Source organism: Microbacterium sp. OVT16B (assembly GCF_019969705.1).
GTDB lineage: Bacteria > Actinomycetota > Actinomycetes > Actinomycetales > Microbacteriaceae > Microbacterium > Microbacterium natoriense.
Genome location: NZ_JAHXZA010000001.1, coordinates 1,225,638 through 1,250,947 on the forward strand (window position 1 = coordinate 1,225,638; position 25,310 = coordinate 1,250,947).

Consider the following 25,310-nt stretch of genomic DNA (forward strand, 5'->3'; position numbering starts at 1 on the left):
AAGTAATTCGTGTGTAACATGATCGCATGGACACCGGACCTGATGCCAGCCCGTTGACCGGGGGCACGACGGAGCCCGGTTCCTCCGCCGAGCGGACGTCTCCCGACGGTCTGACGCACGCCGCCATCTACGACGTGGAGGCCAGCGATCCGCGCAGCGCGCTGATCGATCGCACCGGCGTGTCTCCGGAGGATCTCCGGCAGATCGCCGTTCTCATGGGTGCGCTGGGTGACCTCCGCGATGCGGAGCAGAAGCTCTCCCTCGCGTCTCGGCGCTTCATGCGACTCAATGAGACCGACATGCGCGCGCTGCACTACCTCATCGTGTGCGCGAACAGGGGAGTCATCGCGACCCCCTCAGGCATCGCCGGGCACCTCGGCATCTCGACCGCGTCGACGACGAAGCTGCTCGACAGGCTGGAGAAGAGCGGGCACATCGTTCGCGCGCCGCATCCGACGGATCGGCGGGCGCTGGCGATATCGATCACGGCGGAGACCCGCCATGCGGCCATGGAGACCGTGGGTCGGCAGCAGTCCAAGCGGTTCTATGCGGCCGCGCGGTTATCGGCCGCGGAGCGCGACGTCGTGATCCGCTTCCTCGTCGACATGACCGACGAGATCACCCTCAGGGATGAGCCCTGGGCGCAGAAAGGCGCCGAGGAGCCCTCCCGAGATCGGGGAGACTCCTCGGCGCCGGTGTGACTCAGTGAGCCGCGTTGTAGGCCTCGATGACAGGAGCGGGGATGCGACCGCGCTCGGAGAGGGTGTAGCCGTTGTCGTTCGCCCAGGCGCGGATGGCCGCGACCTCGGGGTTGCGCGCGGGGCGCTTGCGGGGAGCGGCAGCGCGAGACGGCGCTCCCGATGAACCCGCACGGCGGCCGGCGGAGATGTACGGAGCGAATGCCTCGCGCAATTCTTCTGCGTGCTCGGCATTCACGTCGATCTCGTATGCGGCTCCATTCAGGGAGAAGTGGATTGTCTCGCCTTCTCCGACTTCCAGGACGCTTCCGTCGATGTCATCGACCAGCTGATGCACAATTCTTTTCGCCATGGAATTGACACTACAACCTGACGGCTAATTGCGCCAAGGATTATTCGTGGCCGGGGTCGATCAGTTTCAGACCGACAATGCAGCCCACGAGACCCAGGAGAAGGAGAATGCGGATCCAGGAGATCTCGCTGTCTCCGGTGATCATCGCCCAGACCACGGTCAGCGTCGCGCCGATTCCCACCCATACCGCATAGGCGGTGCCGGTGGCGATCTCCCGCATGGCGAATGCGAGTCCGAACATCGACAATGCGAGCCCGCCGAGGAAGATCACGCTCGGCCAGAGTTTTGTCAATCCTTCTGATTTACCCAGGGCGGTCGCCCACACGGCTTCGAGGATTCCGGAGGCGACAAGAATGATCCACGACATGATGGTCCTTTCGGACCAGTCTTTTCGCTCACCGGGTACTGGTCTGCCTCGTCCGGGGCCGAGGTTCATCGGCCAGGACCCACCGTAGCAACAGGCGCTGGGCAGGGCCTGTGCAGTCAGGGGAGCAGGCCGGCACGCCGCGCTCTCGCCACGGCGGCGTGGCGGGTGGAGGCGTCGAGCTTCGACATCGCGGAGCCGAGATAGGCCTTCACGGTGCTTTCGCGCAGACCCAGCTGCGTCGCGACCTCCGCGTTGGTGGCCCCGAGTGCCGCGCAGGCGAGAACGTCCGTCTCGCGCCGGGAGAGGTGGATGGTCGGAACGGGGCCGGTCGTGGTCGGGAGCGCATCTCCCGCGAGGGCGACGAGGCGGCTCTCCACTCCGGCGATCCGCGCCCGCAGGTCGGCGTCGTCGATCGATGCGGCGATGCTGCGCAATTCGGCGAAGCTCTCGCGGAGCTCCTCGCGCTGCGACGGCGCGACGGCATCCGATCCCTGTGCCGCGCGCAGGCGTCGATCGACCTCGTCGCGGATCCTCAGCTCGTCTGCGACGGACTGGGCCACCTGCATCGCGGGAGCCGTGGTGACGCCGCCCACCGGGGTCTCGTCCCAGGCGCCGGCGTAGAGCACGCCGCGCGGGCGACCGCTGACCACGATCGGCAGGGCGAGCAGCGTGCGAATGCCCTCGCCGAGCACGAAACCGTCGTAGTCGTGCGTGATCTGCTGCGAGGAGCCGTAGTCGCTGGTCATGCGCGGACGCTGCTCCATCATCGCCCGTCCGCCGAGCCCTCGCTCCGGGCGTACCCGGAGGCCGTCCAGGCTGTGGGTCCGGTTGCCGACGATGCTCGTCACGCGGACGACGCCTCCTTCGACCAGGCCTCCGAAGGCGACGGGGAAGCGCGTGCGCGTGGCGAGCTCTCTCACCGCGCGGGCGACGAGCTCGGCCTCGGATTCCATTCCGGACGGAGTACTCACGACCACCTGCTTCCGGGGTGACGGCGTCGTGCCCCATTTCGTAGCGACGACGTTACCACCGGGCCGTCGTGGGCACGCGGGCCCGGCGGCCTACTCGCCGGACCCGCGTCGTCTTTCCGCTATCCCCTCCGGGCTTCGAGATCGAGCAGATAGCGCTTCCGCTCGGGGTGCGCCCCGTAGTGACCGGGGGTCCCGTCGGAGCGCACCACCCGGTGCACGGGGACGATGATCGAGAACGGTGTGAGCCGGCACGCCGTTCCCACGGCGCGTGCCGCACCCGGATGCCCTGCCAGCGCGGCGACCTCGCCGTAGCTGAGGGTCTCGCCCCACTCGATCGTGCAGATCGTCTGGAGGGCTTTCAGGGCGAAGCCGTCTGCGAGGCGCCAGTCGAGTCGGAGATGATCGTCGAACCGGACCGGTTCGCCGTCGAAGTAGTCCTCCAGCAGATGGGCGAGCTCGTCGGCGGCGCCGGGGTCGGGCTCCGGCACCGAGCGGAGCCTGCGGGCGACGCCCTCGAGGAGCCAGGGGACGGTCGGGTCGTCGGACTCGGACAGGTCGAACTGGACGATCCCCTCGTCGGAGAACACCGCGAGTGCATCACCGAACGGTGTGGGAGCGAAGTCGTAGCGGTACGTCATGAGCCCATACTGACGGGCGACGCCGACCCTGCACGGCACGAGACCCGGGATCGGGGGAGAACCCGTCCACGCCCGGCAGGCGTGGACGAGGAGTGGAAAGGGGAGCGGTGCGGCCGCTCAGCGGCGGAAATCCGGTGAAACCCGCCCGGGATACCGGCCCTGTGGCGTGTCGCGCTTAGGGTGTGAGGTGTGTGGCGACGTGATGGCAAGGCTGCGGAAGAAGCGGCAACGGACGCCGCAGTGACCCTCGGAGAGCTGGGCGACGGCGCCACGGGCGTCGGTGTGGCCCATGCGGCCGAGGCCGAGCGCACCCGGCTCCGCGCGGAGGCCGCCGACCTCGGCGGGCCCTCGCCCCTGGTGTCCTTCCGTGACACCGTCGAATCGGGCATCGACATCTCCAAGGCGCACCCCGGCAGCCTTCCCCAGTTCATCACCGGCAAGTCGACGCTTCTCTCCAACCTCTTCCGCGACGAGGTCGGCCTGCGCACGGCTCGCCTCGCCGCCGAGCGGATCACCGCCAAGAACACCGAGCTGCGCACCGTCCGCGGCATCGAGGCCGTGCATCTCGCGGTCGGCGTCGCGGGATGGCGCATCGGCGGCGTCGACTTCGCGGCGCCCGTGCTGCTGCGCCCGCTCGCCATCCGCCGACACCACTCGGACTTCGAGCTCAAGCTGCAGGGCGCGTTCGAGGTGAACCCCGAGCTCATCCGCATCGCGCGCGAGCACTTCGGCATCACGATCGACGCGGCGGCGCTCGCGGCGCTCGCCTACGACGGCGGCATCTTCAAACCGCAGCCGGTGATCGACAGCCTGCGGGCGACGACGCGCTCGATCGACACCTTCTCCGTGCAGCCCCGTCTGCTGGTCTCGACCTTCGCGGACGTGAGCGGGGCCATGACGCGCGACGCCCGCTCCCTCGATCACGTCGTGCTCAACGCCCTCGCGGGTCATGTCGCAGACCGCGAGCAGGTCACGGCACGGCGCCCCGATCCGCGGTACACCGGACCGGACGACCGCGCCCCGGCATCCGACAATCTGCTCCTCGATGCGGACGCGGAGCAGGAGGCCGTGCTCACGCGGATCGCCGCGGGCCACTCGCTGACCGTCGCCACGCTCCCCGGCACAGGGGGCACGCAGACCGTGATCAACGCGCTCGGAGAGCTGGTGCGTGCGGGCAAGCGCGTCCTCGTGGTGTCTGCTCGACGCTCGACTCTCGACGGCGTGCGTCATCGGCTCGCCGGGATCGGGCTCGACAGCCTCGCCGTGTCGACGGCGGGAGTCCGCCGGGATCTCGTGCGGGCGATCGGCAGGAACGAGAAGGCCGCGGCGCCGAAGGTCAGCGACGTCGACGACGCCCTGGTGCGCCTGCGGACGGTCCTGCGCGACTATCGCAGGGCGCTGACCTCCGAGGTCCACGGGACGGGAGCATCGGTCCTCGATGCGACCAGGCACCTCACGGCGCTCGCCTCGCTCCCGCAGCCGCCGTCCACCACCGCTCGGCTGAGCGCGGAGACGCTGCGCCGCCTGGCCGGAGACCGCACGGCGGCGGCGGAGTCCCTCGCGCAGGCCGCGCGGCTCGGCGAGTTCCGCTTCGGACCCGACGACTCGCCCTGGTACGGCGTCACGTTCACGAGCACGGATGCCGCGCGATCCGCTCACGAGCTCGCCGCACGGCTGCACTCGACGAGCGTGCCCGCCCTGCTCGAGCGCGGCTACGCGCTGATCGCGCAGACCCATATGAGGCCCTTCTCGACGATCGACGAGCTGGGGGAGTACCTGCGGCTGCTCCAGGGCATCCGCGACTCGCTCGACCGCTTCAGCCCCACCGTCTTCGAGCGTCCGCTGGGCGAGCTGATCCAGGCTCACGGTTCCCGACGCGATGCGCCGGGCATGTCCGGCGCCAACCGCCGACGGCTCCGCAAGCTGGCCAAGGAGTACGTGCGCCCCGGTGTGCACGTGACCGAGATGCACGAGGCTCTCCTGCGGATCCAGACGCAGCGGACGCAGTGGCAGCGCTGCGTCGAGGCGGGAGTGGCTCCGGAGATCCCCCTCGGTCTCGCCGACGTCTACGTCTCGTGGCAGCGGGTGCAGGCCGAGCTCGCAGAGCTCGACGCCGCTCTCGGTCGCCGCGAGCCTCTCGCCTCGATCCCGGTCGCGCGACTGGTGCGCACGCTCGCCGGACTCGCCGCGAAGTCCGACGTCTTCGACAACCTCGTCGAGCGGGCGAAGCTGCGCGACAGCCTGGCCGAGCTCGGCCTCGGCCCCCTGCTCGCCGAGCTGTCCGTCCGTCATGTGTCCGAGGCGCGCGTGGGTGACGAGCTCGAGTTCGCCTGGTGGCAGTCCCTGCTCGAGCGGGCGCTGCAGGACGACCGCGCGCTCCTCGGAGCCAACACGGCGGTCGTCGACAGGCTGGAGCGGGACTTCCGACTGGTCGACGAGGCGCACGCGGCGGCCGCGGGTCCTCTGCTGGCGTGGCAGCTGGCGAACCAGTGGAAGATCGCCATCGTCGACGAGCCGCAGGAGTCGCAGCATCTTCGCCGCGCCCTGAAGCAGCCGGGAACGACAACAGCGGAGATCGTGAGCTCCGCTCCGAGCCTCGTGAACGTGCTCGCCCCCGTGTGGATCTCGTCGCCGTATCTCGTGCCCGAGATCCCGGACTCCGTCGAGTTCGACACGGTGCTGCTGGTGGATGCCGCCGCCGTGAACCTCGCGGAGGCGACCCCGGCGATCCGCCGTGCACGCCAGGTCGTGGCATTCGGCGACCCGGTGACGCAGAAGCCCAAGCCGTTCCACGTCGCCGTCGATCCCGCCTCCGACTGGGAGGCCGAGGTGCCGTTCGACGAGGTCTCGGTGTTCGAGCGCCTCTCCGAGGTGCTGCCGGTGATGACGCTGACCCGCAGCTATCGCGCGGGCGGCGAGGATCTGGTCGAGCTCATCAACGACGCCTTCTACGGCGGCGAGATCGTGTCGCTGCCCTGGGCGGGTTCGTACCTCGGTCGTGGCAGCCTCACCGTCGACTACGTGGAGGGTGGCACCGGCGCCCCCGATCCGATCTCCGGAGCCGTCGAGAGCCCCGAGGCCGAGGTCGCCCGGGTCGTCACTCTGGTCGTCGAGCATGCCGTGCACCGGCCGGAGGAATCACTCATGGTCGTCACCGCGAGCGCCCGCCACGCCGAGCGCGTGCGCGCCGCCGTGACGTCGGCGTTTGCCGGGCGCTCCGACGTGGCCGACTTCGTGGGCCGCGACACGGCAGAGCCCTTCGCCGTCCTCACGCTCGAGGAGTCCGTGGCTGAGAGCCGCGATCGGGTGATCTTCTCGCTCGGATTCGGCCTGACCAAGCACGGCCGCGTCCTCAGCGACTTCGGCGACCTGTCTACCCCCGACGGAGAGAGGCTGCTCACGGTCGGGATGACGAGAGCCCGCCGCTCGATGGTGATCGTCTCGTCCATCCGTCCGTCCGCCTTCGACGACGGGCGGCTGGAGCACGGTGCGGCCACGCTCATGTCGACGCTCGGCAACCTCGCCACGCGCGGCAGGGAGGCCCGCCTCGAGGATCTCGCCGATCCGCTCACGCTGGCTCTCGCCAGGGAGCTGCGCCGCCTCGGAGCCTCCGTCGACGTCGACTACCGCGGTCTGCTGCCGCTCGTCGCGCAGCACAACGGCAAGGCGGTGGTCATCGAGTCCGACCCCGAATCGCGGGGGGAGTCGCTGCGGGAGACGCTGCGGCTGCGCCCGCATGTGCTTCGCCGGCTCGGCTGGCACTACGTGCGGGTGCACGCCTTCGACCTGTACAGCGACCCGGTGACGGCGGCGACCCGCATCGCCGGAGTGCTCGGCATCTCGGCATCCGCGCCCCGCGCCGACAACGACACGCAGCCGCTCGACGTCGACGACGCGCGAGATGACTGACGACCGCCCCCAGCACGTCGTGCGGGTCCCCGGCTCGCGCCGCGCTCGGCTGACCCCGGTGCCCGGCACCGACCCGTCTCCGGAGACGGGGACCTCCGACGAGGAGCGCCCGCCGCCGCCGGCATCCGCGGGGAAGGGCCCCAACGATCAGCAGCTGCTGCGCGACGTTCCGCCGCATTACTGAATCGCGAACGTGCCTTAGCCCTGTCGAATCGCGAACGTGCCTTAGCCCTATAGGGGCGGATGCAGCAGAACGCCCGGCTCCTCGAGGGAGGAGCCGGGCGTTCTCGCGTAGACGGGTCAGGCCCCGCGCTGCTGCTTCAGCAGGTCGCGGATCTCGGCGAGGAGCTCGCCTTCGGTGGCCTGTGCGGCCTCTTCGGCGATGGGGTTCTTCGCGGCCTTGCGCGCCTTGTACGCGTTCATCGGCAGCACGAACGCGAAGTACACGACCAGCGCGACGGCGAAGAAGCTGATGACCGCGGTGATGAGGTCGCCCAGAGGGAAGGTGACCTCCTGGCCGTAGATGCCGGTGATCTTCGGACCGAAGTTGCCGGCGGCGTCGGCCATGAAGAACAGCGAGACCAGCGGATTGATGACGCTGGCGACGACCGCGTTGACGATCGCGGTGAACGCGCCGCCGATGACGACAGCGACGGCCAGGTCGATGACATTGCCCTTGAGAATGAACTCTTTGAATCCCTGGATCACAGAAACTCCCCCAAACGGATCGAGGACCTCAGGATGAGGCCGGAGTCGACGCAGGGGCCTTTTTGGCTCCCGTCGAGGATTCCGTCTTCGATGATGCCGAAGCATCCCCAGAACTGACGGATTTGCTGCGCGAGTCCGTGCGATAGAAGCCGGAGCCGTTGAACGTCACGCCGATCGAGCCGTACTGCTTGCGCAGGGCGCCGCCGCATTCGGGACAGATGGTGAGGGCGTCCTCGGCGAAGCTCTGGACGGCGTCGAAGCGGTGTCCGCACGATGTGCAGGCGTAGGCATAGGTGGGCATGTCGTTCCTCTGAGGTCAGCGTCGCGTCTGCGACAGGATCAGGGTCTGCGTCGGCGTCACGACGCCGGTCACCGGCTGGTCGTGGATCTCGCGAGGCAGCGAGTCGAGTATCTCGGAATCATAGATGACCGCGTAGACGGGCGGGCACTTCTCCATCGAGCCGATGGTCTTGTCGAAGTACCCGCGCCCCCATCCCATGCGCATGCCGCTGCGGTCGACGGCCGCCGCGGGGATGATCATCAGGTCCACGTCGTTCACGGCCATGGGGCTCAGCACCTCGCCGGTCGGCTCCGGAAGGCCGAACAGGCCCTCGGCGACCTCGTCGTCGTCGGTGGCGACCGCCCAGTCGAGCAGACCGTCGGTTCGGGTGATGGGGAGCAGGACGCGGATGCCGCGCCGCACCGCCCGCGTGACGAAGTCCCGCGTGCCCGGTTCGGTCGTGGTCGAGAGGAAGCAGGAGATGGACCGCGCGCCGAGGGAGTCCACGAGGTCGTCGAGCCTCTGGCCGATGGCGGATGCCGCATTCTCGCGCTGCGCGGCGCTCAGGAGCTGGCGGCGTTCGCGGAGCTCGGCGCGCAGAGCCCGCTTGGCATGCTCGACGTCATTCGACATGGCTCAGAGTCTACGGGGATGCCCACCGCTAGGCTGGGGAGATGGGTGAGCACAAGATCAAGGCCGTCATTCCCGCAGCAGGATTGGGGACGCGATTCCTGCCTGCGACCAAGGCGATGCCGAAGGAGATGCTCCCCGTCGTCGACAAGCCGGCGATCCAGTACGTCGTCGAAGAGGCGGCGGATGCCGGCATCGACGACATCCTCGTCATCATCGGGCGCAACAAGAACGCGATCTCGAACCACTTCGACTCCGTGCCGGAGCTCGAGGTGAAGCTGATGGAGAAGGGCGACACCGGGCGCCTCGAGCGGGTGATGAAGTCGAGCGACCTCGCCGACATCCACTTCGTCCGCCAGGGAGAGCCGAAGGGACTCGGACATGCCGTGCTGCGGGCCAAGACCCACGTCGGCGACAGCTCCTTCGCCGTCCTCCTCGGCGACGATCTCATCGACGAGCGCGATCCGCTGCTCACCGAGATGATCGCCGAGCACGAGCGCTCCGGCGCCGCGGTCATCGCCCTCATGGAGGTCGACCCCGCCAGCATCCACATGTACGGCGCGGCAGCGGTGGAGGAGATCGAGGGGCAGGGTGCCGTGCGCGTCACCGGCCTCGTCGAGAAGCCGGCACAGGAGGACGCACCGTCCAATCTCGCCGTGATCGGCCGCTACGTGCTGCCCGCGTCGATCTTCGAGATCCTCGAGCACACCGAGCCGGGCAAGGGCGGGGAGATCCAGCTCACCGATGCGCTGCAGGTGCTCGCGACCGACCCGAGCGGCCCCGGGGTCGTCGGAGTGATCTTCCGTGGTCGCCGCTACGACACGGGCGACCGCGTCGACTACATCAAGGCGATCGTGCAGCTGGCATCCGACCGCGATGACCTCGGGCCCGAGCTGCGACCGTGGCTGAAGGAGTTCGCGGAGCGCCTGTAGGCGACGCGGACGTCGGGAGTGCGCGGATGGATCTGTCGACGGGGATGCGGCACGGGCCGATCGAGCTGAGGCTGGTCCGCACGCGCGACGCACGCGCCCTGCAGCATGAGCTGCTGGCCAACCGCTCCTGGCTCCAGCCGTGGGAGGCCACCGTCCCGTACGGATCCGTCTCGTTCGACATGCGGCTGAGCATCCGGCGTCTTCTTCAGCAGTATCGGGACGGGGCGGGATATCCCTTCGTCATGGAGTACGACGGCGAGATCGCCGGACAGCTCAACGTGTGGGGCGTCGCGCGCGGCTCGCTGTGCTCGGCGACCATCGGGTACTGGGTGAGCGAGAGGTTCGCGGGCAGGAACATCACGCCGACGGCCGTTGCGCTCGCGACCGACGCGTGCTTCGTCGAGTACGGCCTGCACCGCATGGAGATCTGCATCCGTCCCGAGAACGCGGCGAGCCTCAGGGTCGTGCAGAAGCTCGGGTTCCGATACGAGGGCCTGCGGCGGCGCTTCATCCACATCGACGGGGACTGGCGCGACCACTACGCGTTCGCGCTGACCAAGGAGGACGTGCCCCAGGGGGTGCTGGCTCGCTGGATCAACGGCCAGGTGCCGCCGGATGCCGCCACCATCCCTCCCGCCGACCGCTTCGCCGTCTGAATAGGCGATCCGATCGCGACACGCGCCCGCGCGGTGCGAGGCGCGCCGCCCTGTTCCCCGTACCGTTGTGGCTATGGATGGGCCGGTGCTGAGCGGGGGAGTGATCGTCCTCGTCGCTGTGCTCCTGTGGATGCTCTATCTGCTGCCTTCGTGGCGCGGTCGCTTCCAGTACAACGCGGCTGAGCGCAACGCCGTCCGCCTCAATCAGGCCCTGCGCGTCCTCGCCGAGACGAGTGAGACTCCGGGTGAGGTGCATCTCGAGCTGACGGCTCGGACCGCGCTCGCCCAGCAGAAGCTCGCCAAGAAGGTGCAGTCGGAGAAGGAGTCCGCCGAACTCGTGCTCTTGCGCGAGCAGCTCGCGGCGACGAAGGCCGACCCGGTGGTCCGGCAGGCGCGCGCCCGCCGCAGGCTGCGCCTCATCGCGACCTCGGCTCTGCTCGTCGGTCTCACCGCAGCGGCGTTCGGCGTGTGGCAGCTCATCGCCGTGCAGGCGTCTGGGCTGTTGTGGGCCGGCGGAGCTCTCGTCGTTGTCGCGAGCGTGATGCTCCAGCGCATGTCTTCCGTGGCCGCTCGTGCGTCGCGACGGTCGGCGGCGCCGATCGCTGCGCCGGCAGCACCGCGCACGGCACCTCCACTCCACGATCAGGGTCCGGCCACGTGGACTCCGCGTCCGCTTCCCGAGCCTCTCGTCTCGAGGGCGGGCTCGCGCGCACAGGTCGCTCTGGCGCAGATCGATGCGCAGGAGGAACTGCGCAAGGCGGCGCGCATGGCCGAGCTCCGTGATCGCGCAGAGCAGATGGCTGCGTCCACGGCGCCGGTGCAGATGCCGGCGGCCTCCTCGCCGTACACGAGGATGGGCTTCGTGGATGATGCGGAGATCGAAGCGCACGTCCGCGACCTGCTCGCCCGCCGTGCGGCCGGGTGACCCGGTCGGCGCAGACGTCTCCTTCAGCGTGATAACGTAGATGACGTCAAGGGCCTATGGCGCAGTTGGTAGCGCGCCTCGTTCGCATCGAGGAGGTCAGGGGTTCGAATCCCCTTAGGTCCACAGACGAAGGAAGCCCCCTCCGAGCGCAGCCCGGAGGGGGCTTCCTACGTCTATACGGCTGAGTGATTCGGGGAGGAGCCGGAGCGCAGCACCGGCGGCGGAGTCCCTCAGGCCCGCCGACGATCTCGGTGACGGAGTCTCCTCAGTCTCACCGGCACCGGAGTTCCCTTGGCTCCACCAATGACGAGGTCTCACGACACACGTTGTCGTAGAGCGACGGATCGATCGCGCCGAAACCCGTCGGTCCCACACGGCACCCGTGAGGAGCACGCCACTCCGGCGACATCCCCCGACAGTTGCAGCTTCCCCACGTCACAGGACCCGCCTGACCCCAAGGCAGCGTCGGCGCCGGCGCTGTCGCACTCCGGTGCGCGAGTGCGCGCGGGCCGCCCCGTGGGGGAGCGCGCATCTGACGACTCTCTCGTGCGATGAGGCTTACGGTGCCTCGGTGCCTCGGTGCCTCGGTGCCTCGGTGCCTCGGTGCCTCGGTGCCTCGGTGCCTCGGTGCCTCGGTGCCTCGGTGTCCTGCGCGCAGGCAGAGCGCCCTCACCGCGGAGGACCACTTCCGCCGCAAAAGGAGTGCCGGATGTGCGACACGCCCGGCGGACCGCCCTGATTTGCCGGAGGCCCGGGATCCACGTAAGTTATTACTTGTTCGCCCCACAGGGAAGCGGAGAGGCCGAGAGCCTTACCCCCCTCAAGCGGAGAACCACCCCCACACGATCAGCTCCTCGGAGAAGATCGCAGACATACTTCTGTCTGATGTGGGGCTCCGGATTCCGGATCGCGTCGATTTGACAGCGAAACGGAATCGGGTAAGCTAGTCGAGTTGCCTCGGCGCGGTAAGCGCCGGGCAATAACATCAGCTCCCGAGCTTTCGGCGTGTCGATTTGACAGCCTGAATTGCTCCGGTAAGATTGAGAAGTTGCCCTTCGGGCCTGGTTGTGATGACTGGGTCGGGGGAGCGTCCGATCCTTGAGAACTCAACAGCGTGCACTTGTCAAATGCCAAATAACCTCGATCTAGCTTCGGCTAGGTGAGATTCCTTTGGATCAAAGACCAGCCCTTCTTTTTGGGGGGTTGGCATTCGGATGAAGTCAGCAATGAATTTGTCTCTTTGGTCAGCATCAAACTCGCTGCGTCACCGTTTTCCCGGTGGGGTATGCATTTCTTTTTTACGGAGAGTTTGATCCTGGCTCAGGATGAACGCTGGCGGCGTGCTTAACACATGCAAGTCGAACGGTGAAGCAGAGCTTGCTCTGTGGATCAGTGGCGAACGGGTGAGTAACACGTGAGCAACCTGCCCCTGACTCTGGGATAAGCGCTGGAAACGGCGTCTAATACTGGATACGAGCAACGGCCGCATGGCCAGTTGTTGGAAAGATTTTTTGGTTGGGGATGGGCTCGCGGCCTATCAGCTTGTTGGTGAGGTAATGGCTCACCAAGGCGTCGACGGGTAGCCGGCCTGAGAGGGTGACCGGCCACACTGGGACTGAGACACGGCCCAGACTCCTACGGGAGGCAGCAGTGGGGAATATTGCACAATGGGCGGAAGCCTGATGCAGCAACGCCGCGTGAGGGATGACGGCCTTCGGGTTGTAAACCTCTTTTAGCAGGGAAGAAGCGAAAGTGACGGTACCTGCAGAAAAAGCGCCGGCTAACTACGTGCCAGCAGCCGCGGTAATACGTAGGGCGCAAGCGTTATCCGGAATTATTGGGCGTAAAGAGCTCGTAGGCGGTTTGTCGCGTCTGCTGTGAAATCCCGAGGCTCAACCTCGGGCCTGCAGTGGGTACGGGCAGACTAGAGTGCGGTAGGGGAGATTGGAATTCCTGGTGTAGCGGTGGAATGCGCAGATATCAGGAGGAACACCGATGGCGAAGGCAGATCTCTGGGCCGTAACTGACGCTGAGGAGCGAAAGGGTGGGGAGCAAACAGGCTTAGATACCCTGGTAGTCCACCCCGTAAACGTTGGGAACTAGTTGTGGGGTCCATTCCACGGATTCCGTGACGCAGCTAACGCATTAAGTTCCCCGCCTGGGGAGTACGGCCGCAAGGCTAAAACTCAAAGGAATTGACGGGGACCCGCACAAGCGGCGGAGCATGCGGATTAATTCGATGCAACGCGAAGAACCTTACCAAGGCTTGACATATACGAGAACGGGCCAGAAATGGTCAACTCTTTGGACACTCGTAAACAGGTGGTGCATGGTTGTCGTCAGCTCGTGTCGTGAGATGTTGGGTTAAGTCCCGCAACGAGCGCAACCCTCGTTCTATGTTGCCAGCACGTAATGGTGGGAACTCATGGGATACTGCCGGGGTCAACTCGGAGGAAGGTGGGGATGACGTCAAATCATCATGCCCCTTATGTCTTGGGCTTCACGCATGCTACAATGGCCGGTACAAAGGGCTGCAATACCGCGAGGTGGAGCGAATCCCAAAAAGCCGGTCCCAGTTCGGATTGAGGTCTGCAACTCGACCTCATGAAGTCGGAGTCGCTAGTAATCGCAGATCAGCAACGCTGCGGTGAATACGTTCCCGGGTCTTGTACACACCGCCCGTCAAGTCATGAAAGTCGGTAACACCTGAAGCCGGTGGCCTAACCCTTGTGGAGGGAGCCGTCGAAGGTGGGATCGGTAATTAGGACTAAGTCGTAACAAGGTAGCCGTACCGGAAGGTGCGGCTGGATCACCTCCTTTCTAAGGAGCATCTGACACCTCTTGTAGGTGTCCAGAACCCAGATCGAAGGCGTACGTTCTTCGCTGGGAGCTCATGGGTGGAACATTTGACATGGCATCGAGATCTTGTCTCGGAATGAGTACGCCGCTTGCGGTGGGAAAGTTCTGGGGGGAGGGGTCGGTGTCTGCACGCTGTTGGGTCCTGAGGGACCGGACGTCGTGGCCTTTCGGGGTTGCGTGTCTGTACCTCTGGGCCTCTTGTTGTTTCCCCTGGTGGGAAGTGGTGAGGGGTACCGCCCGTACTTTGAGAACTACACAGTGGACGCGAGCATCTTGCAACAGCCTTCGGGTTGTTGCGATAGATGATCTTAAAGATCATTAGTCAATTTCTGATCCCGCCTTCGGGTGGGGTCGAGTTTTGATTCAAACTCATGTGATTTCAAGTCTTTAAGAGCAAACGGTGGATGCCTTGGCATCTGGAGCCGAAGAAGGACGTAGCAATCTGCGATAAGCCTCGGGGAACTGATAAGCAAGTTTTGATCCGAGGGTGTCCGAATGGGGAAACCCCGCTGGGCGGCGTGCCGACCTAGTGACTCCCGCCTGAATATATAGGGCGGGTAGAGGGAACGTGGGGAAGTGAAACATCTCAGTACCCACAGGAAGAGAAAGCAACCGCGATTCCGTTAGTAGTGGCGAGCGAAACCGGAACAGGCTAAACCTAGCGTGTGTGATAGCCGGCAGGCGTTGCACGTTGGGGGTTGTGGGACTTTTCAGTCATCTCTGCCGAGGTGGCGGCGTTACACGATGGTATAGACGAACGGTCTTGAAAGGCCGGTCATAGAGGGTGCCAACCCCGTAGTCGAAATGCCAACCGTGGCGCGAAGAGTATCCCAAGTAGCACGGGGCCCGTGAAATCCCGTGTGAATCTGTCAGGACCACCTGATAAGCCTAAATACTCCCAGATGACCGATAGCGGACAAGTACCGTGAGGGAAAGGTGAAAAGTACCCCGGGAGGGGAGTGAAATAGTACCTGAAACCGTTTGCTTACAAACCGTTGGAGCACCCCTGGTAGGTGTGACAGCGTGCCTTTTGAAGAATGAGCCTGCGAGTTAGCGATATGTGGCGAGGTTAACCCGTGTGGGGTAGCCGTAGCGAAAGCGAGTCTGAATAGGGCGATTCAGTCGCATGTCCTAGACCCGAAGCGAAGTGATCTATCCATGGCCAGGTTGAAGCGACGGTAAGACGTCGTGGAGGACCGAACCCACTTAGGTTGAAAACTGAGGGGATGAGCTGTGGATAGGGGTGAAAGGCCAATCAAACTTCGTGATAGCTGGTTCTCTCCGAAATGCATTTAGGTGCAGCGTTGCGTGTTTCTTGCCGGAGGTAGAGCTACTGGATGGCCGATGGGCCCTACAAGGTTACTGACGTCAGCCAAACTCCGAATGCCGGTAAGTGAGAGCGCAGCAGTGAGACTGTGGGGGATAAGCTTCATAGTCGAGAGGGAAACAACCCAGACCACCAACTAAGGTCCCAAAGCGCGTGCTAAGTGGGAAAGGATGTGGAGTTGCTGTGACAACCAGGAGGTTGGCTTAGAAGCAGCCACCCTTGAAAGAGTGCGTAATAGCTCACTGGTCAAGTGATTCCGCGCCGACAATGTAACGGGGCTCAAGCACGCCACCGAAGTTGTGGCATTGACATTATTGGTAGGCCTTCGTGGTCCAGCCGTGTTGATGGGTAGGAGAGCGTCGTGTGGCCAGCGAAGCGGCGGTGTAAACCAGCCGTGGAGGCTACACGAGTGAGAATGCAGGCATGAGTAGCGAAAGACGTGTGAGAAACACGTCCTCCGAAAGACCAAGGGTTCCAGGGTCAAGCTAATCTTCCCTGGGTAAGTCGGGACCTAAGGCGAGGCCGACAGGCGTAGTCGATGGACAACGGGTTGATATTCCCGTACCGGCGAAGAACCGCCCAAACTAATCCAGTAGTGCTAAGTATCTGAATCCTCACATTGGATCCTTCGGGATCCGCCGTGGGGCCTAGCGTACGACCCCATGCTGGTGCGGTTAGCGTATTAACAGGTGTGACGCAGGAAGGTAGTCCAAGCCAGGCGATGGTTGTCCTGGTGCAAGTGCGTAGGCCGAGAGATAGGCAAATCCGTCTCTCACATAGGCTGAGACACGATGCGGATAAAAAGTGGATGATCCTATGCTGCCAAGAAAAGCATCGACGCGAGGTTCTAGCTGCCCGTACCCCAAACCGACTCAGGTGGTCAGGTAGAGAATACCAAGGAGATCGAGAGAATCGTGGTTAAGGAACTCGGCAAAATGCCCCCGTAACTTCGGGAGAAGGGGGGCCATCCACTTATACGGATTTACTCCGAAAAGGGTGTGGTGGCCGCAGAGACTAGTGGGTAGCGACTGTTTACTAAAAACACAGGTCCGTGCCAAGTCGCAAGACGATGTATACGGACTGACGCCTGCCCGGTGCTGGAAGGTTAAGAGGACCGGTTAGCCGCAAGGCGAAGCTGAGAATTTAAGCCCCAGTAAACGGCGGTGGTAACTATAACCATCCTAAGGTAGCGAAATTCCTTGTCGGGTAAGTTCCGACCTGCACGAATGGCGTAACGACTTCCCAACTGTCTCAACCGCGAACTCGGCGAAATTGCATTACGAGTAAAGATGCTCGTTACGCGCAGCAGGACGGAAAGACCCCGTGACCTTTACTACAGCTTGGTATTGGTGTTCGGTGTGGCTTGTGTAGGATAGGTGGGAGACTGTGAAGCAGGGACGCTAGTTCTTGTGGAGTCATTGTTGAAATACCACTCTGGTCACTCTGGATATCTAACTTCGAACCGTAATCCGGTTCAGGGACAGTGCCTGGTGGGTAGTTTAACTGGGGCGGTTGCCTCCCAAAAAGTAACGGAGGCGCCCAAAGGTTCCCTCAACCTGGTTGGCAATCAGGTGTCGAGTGTAAGTGCACAAGGGAGCTTGACTGTGAGACTGACAGGTCGAGCAGGGACGAAAGTCGGGACTAGTGATCCGGCAGTGGCTTGTGGAAGCGCTGTCGCTCAACGGATAAAAGGTACCTCGGGGATAACAGGCTGATCTTGCCCAAGAGTCCATATCGACGGCATGGTTTGGCACCTCGATGTCGGCTCGTCGCATCCTGGGGCTGGAGTAGGTCCCAAGGGTTGGGCTGTTCGCCCATTAAAGCGGTACGCGAGCTGGGTTTAGAACGTCGTGAGACAGTTCGGTCCCTATCCGCTGCGCGCGTAGGAAGTTTGAGAGGATCTGACCCTAGTACGAGAGGACCGGGTTGGACGAACCTCTGGTGTGTCAGTTGTTCCGCCAGGAGCACCGCTGATTAGCTACGTTCGGGATGGATAACCGCTGAAAGCATCTAAGCGGGAAGCCGGCCTCAAGATGAGACTTCCATACCTTCGGGTGAGAGGCTCCCAGCCAGACTACTGGGTTGATAGGCCAGATGTGGAAGTGCAGTAATGCATGCAGCTGACTGGTACTAATAAGCCGATGACTTGATAACACACCGTTTGTAGGTGCTACGCGTCCACTGAGTGGTTCTCGATGTACGGTCGAGAACCACACAACACACACGAACTTTTTCGTGCACATGTTGTGTACTGATTGAAACATCAATAGTGTTTCGGCGGCCATAGCGTGAGGGAAACGCCCGGTTACATTCCGAACCCGGAAGCTAAGCCTCACAGCGCCGATGGTACTGCAGGGGGGACCCTGTGGGAGAGTAGGACACCGCCGGACTCCTTTTAGTCAAAATGGCCACCCATCGCTGGGTGGCCATTTTGCATATACACGAACAAAACAGATTGTGCGCGCAGTACGTCGCACGCTCAGTGAGAAGAGCCACCCGTCACCGGGTGGCTCTTCTGCGTTAACGGATCTTCTCTGTCGACGCCGTGTGTGCCGTTGGAGCTTGTCAGCGGGCGATCGGCAGGCGAAGCGTCAGCACGCTGCCGGCGCCTTCCGCAGAACGGATCGACACATCGCCGCCGTGGCGGCGCATCACCGTCGCCACGAGCGTGAGACCGATACCTGAGCCGCTCACATCGCGTGCGTTCTGCGCACGCGCCAGTTCGTCGAACACAGTGGACAGTTCGGCGGAGGGGATGCCGCGACCGGCATCCGCCACCTCGATGACCGCCCAGCCGTCCTGTTCACGCAGACGCACCTCGATGGGGCCGGACTCGGAGTACTTCGCGGCGTTGCCCAGCACGTTGTCCAGCGCGACGGAGAGGAGGTCGACGTCGACGGAGAGCGGCGGGACCGCCCACGGGACCCGGGTGACGGCGAGGACGACCCTGGCGCCCGCGGTGGGGTTCTGCTGCGCGAGTGCGGTGACGGATTCGCTCAGCAGCTGCTCGAGGTCGACCTGCTCTCTGTCGAGTGGCCGGGTCTCCAGTTCGGCGAGCTTCCGCAGATCGCGGATGAGTGTGCTGAGCTTCGCGGCCTGGGCGTCTATCGTTCGCCATGCGTCGGTCTGCGAGCCGTTCTGAGCCGCGACGGCGGTCGCACGGATGGCAGTGATCGGGTTCTTCAGCTCATGATCGAGCCGGGCGAGGAAGCGCTGGTGGGTCGCGCGCTCGTGGAGGGCTGCCGCATCCGCCGCATCCCTCGCGCGCGCGTCGTTTCGGACGTCGCGGCGCCGGGCGCGGTTGCGCGCTACCAGCACGGTGAGCGGGACCGCGGACAGGACGAGCCCCGCTGCAAAGGTCGCGGCAGGAAGGGGCGTGCTCATCGTCAGGAGGCGCTCGTCTCCGGCCAACAGCATCCCGCCGGCCGTGAGCGTGCACAGCGCCACCGGTACGGCGGTCAGGATGCCCAGGGCGACGTCGGCGCGGCGGCTCATCCGGCCACGACCTTCGGGACGAACTGATAGCCCATGCTCTGCGCGGTCTCGATGAAGCGCCCGTCTCCCAGGACCCGTCGGAGCTCGGCGATCCGGTGATCGACGGCTCTGCTCGATGTGGCGAAGTCGAAGCCCCAGAGGGTGGAGAGGAGGCGCTCGCGCGTGTGGACCTCCTGCGGGTGGAGCATGAGGTACTCGAGCAGCGTCAGCGCCTTGGGCGTGAGCGTCAGTTCGGCATCACCGCGCCAGACCCGGCGAGCGGTGCGGTCGAGGGTCAGGTCGAGGGCACGCAGGCGCGGCGCGGAGCGGAGAGAACCGGCGCCCTGTTCGGTACGGCGCAGCACGGCGCGGATCCTCGAGATCAGCTCGTGAGGATCGAAGGGCTTGTTCAGATAGTCGTCGGCGCCTTCGTCGAGCGCGGCACTGCGCTCCCACGATTCGCCCACCTGGGTGAGCAGGATGATCGGCAGCCAGAGCTGGCGCGCACGTACGCGGCGCACGAATTCGCGCCCGTCGACATGAGGCATGAGCACGTCGCACACCACGAGGTCAGGGGCGTCGCGCTCGACCTCGAGGAGGCCTGCGCGGCCGTCCTCCGCGATGCGCACGTCGAATCCGCTGCGCCCGAGGAACGCGCCGAGCGCGCCCGTGATCGCCTCGTCGTCGTCGACGATGAGGATCCGCGGGCGGTCCGGCGCGTCCATGCTCAGCCCTTCCGCAGCGTGTTGGACGAGCCGCTGTCGTGCACCGTCGGGGTGGCGCCCGACCAGAAGATCGAGCTCGCACTACCCGTGACCGTGACGACACCGAGGTTCTCGGCGTACACGATGGTCCCGCTGCCCTCGAGTGTGAGCTCGTCGACGTCGTCGGCGATCACGACGCCCGCGTCGATCTCGATCACGACCTCGGGGCATGCGCCCTCGACCCGGACGATCGCTCCGTCGGCGGTCAGCGGACCGTCAGGGCACGGCATCGTGGTGGTGGCAGCGGCGATGAGCCGATCGCGCTCCTCCTGCCCGTCGGCGCTCAGCCCGGAGGCCGCGGGCGTCTCGGCCTCCGGCGTCTCCTTCTCGGCATCCGGAGCCTGCGACGTCCGCTCCTGCGTGGGGGACTTCTGTGAGGGTTCGGACGGATCGACGATCCCCACTGTGCATCCGGTCAAGCCCGCAGCGAGAAGGGCGAGGGAGAGGAGGGGCATCAGACGCGGTGCTCGCATGGTTCTATCCTCTCGTCTTTTCAGAGAGTCGCCGGGATGAAGATCTCCACCCGACGGTTGAGCTGCCGACCGGCGGGGTTGTCTGCTCCGTCCACTTCATTGGGAGCGACGGGACGGGACTCGCCGAAGCCCTCCGCCGTGAGCGACGCCGTCACACCCCGCTTCTCCAGACCCGCGACGACGGACTGGGCTCGGTCCTCAGAGAGCTTCTGGTTGGCGTCGTCCGAGCCGATCGCATCCGTGTGGCCTGAGACCTGTGCCTGGGCGATGGACAGGGAGCCGAACACCTCGGCGACGGCATCCAGGGTGGCGGCCGCGTCCGGGCGGATGTCGCTCCGATCGAAGTCGAACAGGACGCCGTCGTCGAAGGTGAGCGTCGTGCCGCAGGATTCGATCGGGGCGAGGGCTCCCAGGGGAGGGAAGGAGCCGAGCTTCGGCACGGGAGGGAGCTTGTCGGCCTCGACGGTCTCGCCGTCGACGAGCGCGGTGCCGTCTCCGAAGTTCTGAATGCTGATCCTGCCGTCGGAGTAGTTGCCGGAGCCGTCTCCGAAGTTCTGGATCGTGACGGTGCCGTCGGAGAAGTTGCCAGAGCCGTCTCCGAAGTTCTGGATCGTCACGGCGCCGTCGGAGTAGTTGCCCGACCCGTCTCCGAAGATCTGCACGGTCTTCGTCGCGTCGGAGTAGTTGCCGGAGCCGTCTCCGAAGTTCTGGATCGTGACGGTGCCGTCCGAGTAGTTGCCGGAGCCGTCTCCGAAGTTCTGGATCGTGACGCCGTTGATCGTGGAGTTGCCGGACCCGTCTCCGAAGTTCTGCACGGTGCCGTCTGCGCCGGTGAACGTGCCGGAGCCGTCGCCGTAGAGGAACGACGTGCCGTTGCCGGACACCACGCCGCCCGACGCATCGCAGTGCGCCGGGGTGGCCGTGACGCCGGGGATGTCGGAGAGCGCGTCGTTCACCTCGATCGTGAAGGCGGATGCCGAGGTGTCGAGCAGCGCCAGGTCGGGGAGCACGAACAGCGGCACGGCAGGGAACTGTCCCACGTCGTACCCCGGCACCACGGAGGTCCGGGGAGCGGAGGCCGACGGAGTGGACGATGCGGGCGGCTTCTTCCCGCCGGAGGCCGGCTCGGCTGCGCAGCCGGTGAAGAGGAGGGTCGCGGCCAGGCCGAGAACGAGGCCGCGGCGACGGATGGTGCTGGTCGAGGAGGTCATGCTTCGACAGTAGCCAGTGGGTGTGGCGGGACTGTCGCCATCGTGTCGCAGGTCTGCGACATTCCGATACTCAGCGTTTCAGGCGGGACTCCAGCGTCGCCGCGGTGTCGCGCACGGCATCCGCCAGAGCGCTTTCGTCGAGGTCGCCGTCCGCCCAGGTGACGGCCACGGCGGCGATCGGCCATCCGGCGTGATCGCGTACCGCGACGCCCACGCTGCGCAGCCCGTCGGCGACCTCGCTGTCTTCCGTGGCGTATCCGCGGGCGCGCACCTCGCGCAGGAGCTCGCGGAGCTCACCCGGCCTGCGGGGACCGAGGCCGGTGCGGTCGGGGAACGAGGAGGCGCTCGGGTAGAGCGCCCGCACCTGCTCACGGGGGAGGGAGGCGAGCATGGCGCGTCCCGACGCCGTCAGGTGCGCGGGGAGCCGCACGCCGACGTCGGTGATCAGCGCGGGCCGTCGAGGAGCGCGCTCCTCGACGATGTAGAGCACGTCTCCGCCGCTCATCACGGCGAGGTGCGTGCTCTCGCCGAGGCGATCGGAGAGGGAGGCCACGAGCGGACGCCCGAGACGGGCGAGTGGCTGCTGCCGTGCGTAGCCGCCGGCGAGCTCGAACGCCGAGGTGCCGAGACCCCATCGCCGCTCCTCGCGGAGATGGAGGACGAAGCCGTGCGCGGCGAGCGTCGTGAGCAGGTGGTACACGGTCGACCGGGGGAGTGCGAGCTCCCTGGCGATGGCGGATGCCGCGACCGGCGCCGGTCGTCCGGCGAGGTAGCGCAGGATGCGGAGCGTGTTCTCCGCCGCCGGAACCTGGGCGGAGGCGGCATCCGATATGTCTGGTATCACAGACAAAGGATGCCATGAACCGGTGCCGCGCGCGACCGCGACGGTGTGGAATCGACGTATGAGTGATCAGTCCCCCGTTCTCGTCGGCGTCGAGCCCCTGCGCCACGCCGACGTCGTCGCCGTCGCCCGACACGGCGCCCCCGTCGTCATCGCCCCCGAGGCTCTCGCCCGCGTCGCCGAGACCCGCACCGTGATCGACGGCCTCGCCGCGGACCCGAACCCGCACTACGGGGTCTCCACGGGCTTCGGCGCGCTCGCGACGACGTTCATCGCCCCCGAGCGCCGCCTGCAGCTGCAGGCCAGCCTGATCCGCTCGCACGCCGCCGGCACCGGCGCGGAGATCGAGCGCGAGGTCACGCGCGGCCTTCAGCTGCTGCGCCTGCAGACGCTCGCCTCGGGGCGCACCGGCGTGCGACCGGTCGTCGTCGAGACCTACGCGGCACTCCTCAACGCGGGGATCACCCCGATCGTGCGCGAGTACGGCTCGCTCGGCTGCTCCGGCGACCTCGCGCCGCTCGCGCACATCGCGCTCGCCACCATGGGCGAGGGAGACGTCCGCGACGCCGCAGGCACGCTGCTCCCGGCATCCGAGGCGCTCGCCGCTGCGGGGATCGAGCCGCTCACCCTCGTCGAGAAGGAGGGCCTCGCCCTCATCAACGGCACCGACGGCATGCTCGGCACCCTGGTGCTCGCACTGCATGACCTGGAGGAGCTCCTGGTCACCGCCGACATCGCGGCCGCGATGTCGATCGAGTCGCAGCTCGGCACCGACGCCGTGTTCGCCGCCGACCTCATGGCGCTGCGTCCGCAGGTCGGTCAGGGAACCTCCGCCGCGAACCTGCGCGCGTTCCTCGGCGACTCCCCGATGGTGCACAGCCACAAGGGCCCGGAGGACGGCCGCGTGCAGGACGCCTACTCGCTGCGCTGCACGCCGCAGGTGCACGGCACCGCGCGCGACACCGCAGGTTACGCGGCGACCATCGCCGACCGCGAGCTCGCCAGCGTCATCGACAACCCCGTGATCACGCTCGACGGACGCATCGAGTCGAACGGCAACTTCCACGGCGCCCCGGTCGCGGCGGTCCTCGACTTCCTCGCCATCTCGGTCGCCGATGTGGCCTCCGTCTCCGAGCGCCGCACCGACCGCGCCCTCGACCCCGCGCGCAACCACGGCCTCCCGCCGTTCCTCGCCGACGAGGTCGGCGTCGACTCCGGTCTCATGATCGCGCAGTACGCGGCGGCCGGCATCGTGTCCGAGCTCAAGCGCCTCGCCGTCCCGGCATCCGTCGACTCCATCCCGTCGTCTGCCATGCAGGAGGACCACGTGTCGATGGGCTGGGCGGCCGGACGCAAGCTGCGCCGAGCGATCGACGGCCTCGGTCGCGTCCTCGCCATCGAGATCCTCACCGGCGCGCGCGCCCTCGACCTGCGCGCGCCCCTCCGGGCCGGAGCAGCCACCGGGGCCGTCCGCGACCTCGTCCGCACGGTCGCCGCCGGCCCCGGCCCCGACCGCTTCCTCTCTCCCGAGATGGAGGCCGTGACCGCCCTCGTGCAGTCCGGCGCCATCGCACGCATCGCAAAGGAGCACGCGAAATGAGCACCACCCACACGAACATCCGGGCGCCGCGCGGCAACGAGCGCACCGCCAAGAGCTGGGGCGCCGAGGCCGCCAAGCGGATGCTGATGAACAACCTCGACCCCGAGGTCGCCGAGCACCCCGAGGACCTCGTGGTCTACGGCGGCACCGGCAAGGCCGCCCGCAACTGGGAGGCGTACGACGCGATCGTCCGCACGCTCGACGAGCTCGAGCCCGATGAGACCCTGCTGGTGCAGTCGGGCAAGCCGGTCGGCGTGTTCCGCACGCACGAGTGGGCTCCCCGCGTTCTCATCGCGAACTCCAACCTCGTCGGCGACTGGGCGAACTGGCCCGAGTTCCGCCGTCTCGAGCAGCTCGGCCTCATGATGTACGGGCAGATGACGGCCGGGTCGTGGATCTACATCGGTTCGCAGGGCATCCTGCAGGGCACCTACGAGACCTTCGCCGCCGTCGCTCGCTCGCTCGGACGGGAATCGCTCAAGGGCACCCTGTCGCTCACCGGCGGCGCCGGCGGGATGGGCGGCGCGCAGCCGCTCGCCGTCACGATGAACGACGGCGCCGTGCTCATCGTCGACGTCGACGAGACCCGTCTGGCCCGTCGCGTCGACCACGGCTACCTCGACGTCTACTACACCGATCTCGACGAGGCCATCGCTCGGGCGGTCGCCGCCAAGGAGGCCGGCGAGGCGCTTTCCGTGGGCATCGTCGGCAACGCGGCCGAGGTCTTCCCCGAGCTGTTCCGTCGTGGCGTCCCGATCGATATCGTCACCGACCAGACCAGCGCGCACGACCCGCTCGCCTACCTGCCGATCGGCATCTCGGTCGAGGACTGGAAGGCCGAGGCCGAGCGCGACCCCGAGGAGTTCACGCGTCGCTCCCGTCTCGCCATGGCGGCGCACGTCGAGGCCATGGTGGCCTTCAAGGATGCGGGGGCCGCGGTGTTCGACTACGGCAACTCGATCCGCGCGGAGGCCCAGCTGGGCGGCTTCGACAGGGCGTTCGAGTTCCCCGGCTTCGTGCCGGCGTACATCCGCCCGCAGTTCGAGGAGGGGCGTGGCCCGTTCCGCTGGGCTGCGCTCTCCGGCGACCCCGAGGACATCCGCAAGACCGACCGCGCGATCGCCGAGCTGTTCCCCGAGGATGCCGCTCTGCACCGCTGGCTGGAGAAGGCCGGCGAGAAGGTCCACTTCGAAGGTCTTCCCGCCCGCATCTGCTGGCTGGGCTACAAGGAGCGCCACCTCGCCGGACTCAGGTTCAACGAGATGGTCGCGTCGGGCGAGCTGTCGGCTCCGATCGTGATCGGCCGCGACCACCTCGACTCGGGCTCCGTCGCCTCGCCGTACCGCGAGACCGAGGCCATGAAGGACGGCTCCGACGCGATCGCCGACTGGCCGCTGCTGAACGCGCTGCTGAACACGGCATCCGGCGCCTCCTGGGTGTCGCTGCACCACGGCGGGGGCGTCGGCATCGGTCGTTCGATCCACGCCGGTCAGGTCACCGTGGCCGACGGCTCAGCGCTCGCCGCCGAGAAGCTCGAGCGCGTGCTGACGAACGACCCCGGCACCGGCGTCATGCGCCACGTCGACGCCGGCTACGAGCACGCCCGCGAGGTCGCCCGTGAGCGCGGCCTCAAGGTCCCGATGCTCTGACTGTGACAACCTCATGAGAGGTCAGAGGACGTCTCTCCGGACCCCC

General features: G+C 66.2%; 20 protein-coding genes, 1 tRNA gene, 3 rRNA genes and 1 riboswitch. Of the genes, 12 read left to right on the forward strand and 12 right to left on the reverse strand.

The genetic code is table 11. The annotated features are described in order from the left end of the window. Nucleotides 1–26 precede the first annotated feature (26 nt). Nucleotides 27–701 (forward strand): MarR family winged helix-turn-helix transcriptional regulator, encoded by a 675-nt coding sequence (locus LC438_RS05755; RefSeq protein ID WP_105675675.1) that lies wholly within the window; start codon nt 27–29, stop codon nt 699–701. Between the two features lies 1 nt (nt 702). Here the strand turns inward: LC438_RS05755 and LC438_RS05760 are convergent, their stop codons facing one another. From LC438_RS05760 to LC438_RS05775, 4 genes are all read right to left on the reverse strand, one after another. Further along, nucleotides 703–1,050, reverse strand: coding sequence for an Lsr2 family protein (locus tag LC438_RS05760; RefSeq protein ID WP_223586074.1), 348 nt, complete (start codon nt 1,048–1,050; stop codon nt 703–705). A 40-nt stretch (nt 1,051–1,090) separates the two neighbouring features. Next, entirely contained in the window at nt 1,091–1,417 is a 327-nt protein-coding gene (locus LC438_RS05765; protein ID WP_105675679.1) for a multidrug efflux SMR transporter, read from the reverse strand. A 10-nt stretch (nt 1,418–1,427) separates the two neighbouring features. Then, nucleotides 1,428–1,495, reverse strand: a riboswitch (guanidine-III (ykkC-III) riboswitch). A gap of 38 nt (nt 1,496–1,533) precedes the next feature. Then, nucleotides 1,534–2,370: a LuxR C-terminal-related transcriptional regulator gene (locus tag LC438_RS05770; protein WP_263294975.1), complete on the reverse strand. Its 837-nt coding sequence runs from the start codon at nt 2,368–2,370 to the stop codon at nt 1,534–1,536. A 137-nt stretch (nt 2,371–2,507) separates the two neighbouring features. Further along, complete coding sequence (locus tag LC438_RS05775; RefSeq protein ID WP_105675705.1) at nt 2,508–3,026, reverse strand: methylated-DNA--[protein]-cysteine S-methyltransferase; 519 nt, start codon at nt 3,024–3,026, stop codon at nt 2,508–2,510. A 240-nt stretch (nt 3,027–3,266) separates the two neighbouring features. On the opposite strand from LC438_RS05775, the gene LC438_RS05780 reads away from it, so the two are divergent. Together LC438_RS05780 and LC438_RS05785 are read left to right on the forward strand one after the other, a co-directional pair. Then, nucleotides 3,267–6,935: an AAA family ATPase gene (locus LC438_RS05780; RefSeq protein WP_223586076.1), complete on the forward strand. Its 3,669-nt coding sequence runs from the start codon at nt 3,267–3,269 to the stop codon at nt 6,933–6,935. After that, on the forward strand, nt 6,928–7,119 hold the full coding sequence (locus LC438_RS05785; RefSeq protein WP_223586077.1) for a hypothetical protein: 192 nt from the start codon (nt 6,928–6,930) through the stop codon (nt 7,117–7,119). Before LC438_RS05780 ends, LC438_RS05785 begins: the two co-directional genes overlap by 8 nt. Before the next feature lie 116 nt (nt 7,120–7,235). Here the strand turns inward: LC438_RS05785 and mscL are convergent, their stop codons facing one another. The 3 genes from mscL to LC438_RS05800 are packed head-to-tail and all read right to left on the reverse strand — an operon-like array spanning nt 7,236 to nt 8,556. After that, nucleotides 7,236–7,643, reverse strand: coding sequence for a large conductance mechanosensitive channel protein MscL (gene mscL, locus LC438_RS05790; protein ID WP_223586078.1), 408 nt, complete (start codon nt 7,641–7,643; stop codon nt 7,236–7,238). Nucleotides 7,644–7,671: 28 nt separating this feature from the next. Then, entirely contained in the window at nt 7,672–7,944 is a 273-nt protein-coding gene (locus tag LC438_RS05795) for an FmdB family zinc ribbon protein (RefSeq protein WP_105675689.1), read from the reverse strand. 15 nt (nt 7,945–7,959) lie between these two features. Continuing rightward, nucleotides 7,960–8,556, reverse strand: a complete 597-nt coding sequence (locus LC438_RS05800; protein WP_223586079.1) for a 5-formyltetrahydrofolate cyclo-ligase — start codon at nt 8,554–8,556, stop codon at nt 7,960–7,962. A 41-nt stretch (nt 8,557–8,597) separates the two neighbouring features. On the opposite strand from LC438_RS05800, the gene galU reads away from it, so the two are divergent. From galU to rrf, 7 genes are all read left to right on the forward strand, one after another. Then, entirely contained in the window at nt 8,598–9,485 is an 888-nt protein-coding gene (gene galU, locus LC438_RS05805; protein ID WP_223586080.1) for a UTP--glucose-1-phosphate uridylyltransferase GalU, read from the forward strand. Nucleotides 9,486–9,511: 26 nt separating this feature from the next. Then, nucleotides 9,512–10,141 (forward strand): GNAT family N-acetyltransferase, encoded by a 630-nt coding sequence (locus LC438_RS05810; RefSeq protein ID WP_181155927.1) that lies wholly within the window; start codon nt 9,512–9,514, stop codon nt 10,139–10,141. 73 nt (nt 10,142–10,214) lie between these two features. Further along, nucleotides 10,215–11,066 carry a hypothetical protein gene (locus LC438_RS05815; protein WP_105675695.1) on the forward strand — a complete coding sequence of 284 codons (852 nt, stop codon included), beginning with the start codon at nt 10,215–10,217 and terminating at the stop codon, nt 11,064–11,066. Nucleotides 11,067–11,116: 50 nt separating this feature from the next. Beyond that, a tRNA-Ala gene (locus tag LC438_RS05820) sits at nt 11,117–11,189 on the forward strand. Between the two features lie 1,174 nt (nt 11,190–12,363). Further along, nucleotides 12,364–13,886, forward strand: a 16S ribosomal RNA gene (locus tag LC438_RS05825). Nucleotides 13,887–14,302: 416 nt separating this feature from the next. Next, nucleotides 14,303–17,406, forward strand: a 23S ribosomal RNA gene (locus tag LC438_RS05830). A gap of 119 nt (nt 17,407–17,525) precedes the next feature. Beyond that, nucleotides 17,526–17,642 (forward strand): 5S ribosomal RNA (gene rrf, locus LC438_RS05835). Together the 16S, 23S and 5S rRNA genes form the textbook arrangement of a ribosomal RNA operon. 175 nt (nt 17,643–17,817) lie before the next feature. Here the strand turns inward: rrf and LC438_RS05840 are convergent. The 5 genes from LC438_RS05840 to LC438_RS05860 form a co-directional block, all read right to left on the reverse strand. Beyond that, complete coding sequence (locus LC438_RS05840) at nt 17,818–18,747, reverse strand: sensor histidine kinase KdpD (RefSeq protein ID WP_223586081.1); 930 nt, start codon at nt 18,745–18,747, stop codon at nt 17,818–17,820. Continuing rightward, nucleotides 18,744–19,451: a response regulator transcription factor gene (locus LC438_RS05845; RefSeq protein ID WP_105672369.1), complete on the reverse strand. Its 708-nt coding sequence runs from the start codon at nt 19,449–19,451 to the stop codon at nt 18,744–18,746. The genes LC438_RS05840 and LC438_RS05845 overlap by 4 nt, the downstream gene beginning before the upstream one ends. A 2-nt stretch (nt 19,452–19,453) precedes the next feature. Then, nucleotides 19,454–19,963: a DUF3060 domain-containing protein gene (locus LC438_RS05850; protein ID WP_223586082.1), complete on the reverse strand. Its 510-nt coding sequence runs from the start codon at nt 19,961–19,963 to the stop codon at nt 19,454–19,456. 20 nt (nt 19,964–19,983) lie between these two features. Further along, entirely contained in the window at nt 19,984–21,174 is a 1,191-nt protein-coding gene (locus tag LC438_RS05855; RefSeq protein ID WP_223586083.1) for an OmpA family protein, read from the reverse strand. Between the two features lie 70 nt (nt 21,175–21,244). Next, nucleotides 21,245–22,024: an IclR family transcriptional regulator gene (locus LC438_RS05860; protein WP_223586084.1), complete on the reverse strand. Its 780-nt coding sequence runs from the start codon at nt 22,022–22,024 to the stop codon at nt 21,245–21,247. Nucleotides 22,025–22,076: 52 nt separating this feature from the next. Here LC438_RS05860 and hutH point away from each other — a divergent pair, with 52 nt between their 5' ends. Together hutH and hutU are read left to right on the forward strand one after the other, a co-directional pair. After that, nucleotides 22,077–23,615: a histidine ammonia-lyase gene (gene hutH, locus LC438_RS05865; RefSeq protein WP_223586085.1), complete on the forward strand. Its 1,539-nt coding sequence runs from the start codon at nt 22,077–22,079 to the stop codon at nt 23,613–23,615. Further along, nucleotides 23,612–25,264, forward strand: a complete 1,653-nt coding sequence (gene hutU, locus LC438_RS05870) for a urocanate hydratase (RefSeq protein WP_223586086.1) — start codon at nt 23,612–23,614, stop codon at nt 25,262–25,264. Before hutH ends, hutU begins: the two co-directional genes overlap by 4 nt. The last annotated feature ends 46 nt before the right edge of the window (nt 25,265–25,310 follow it).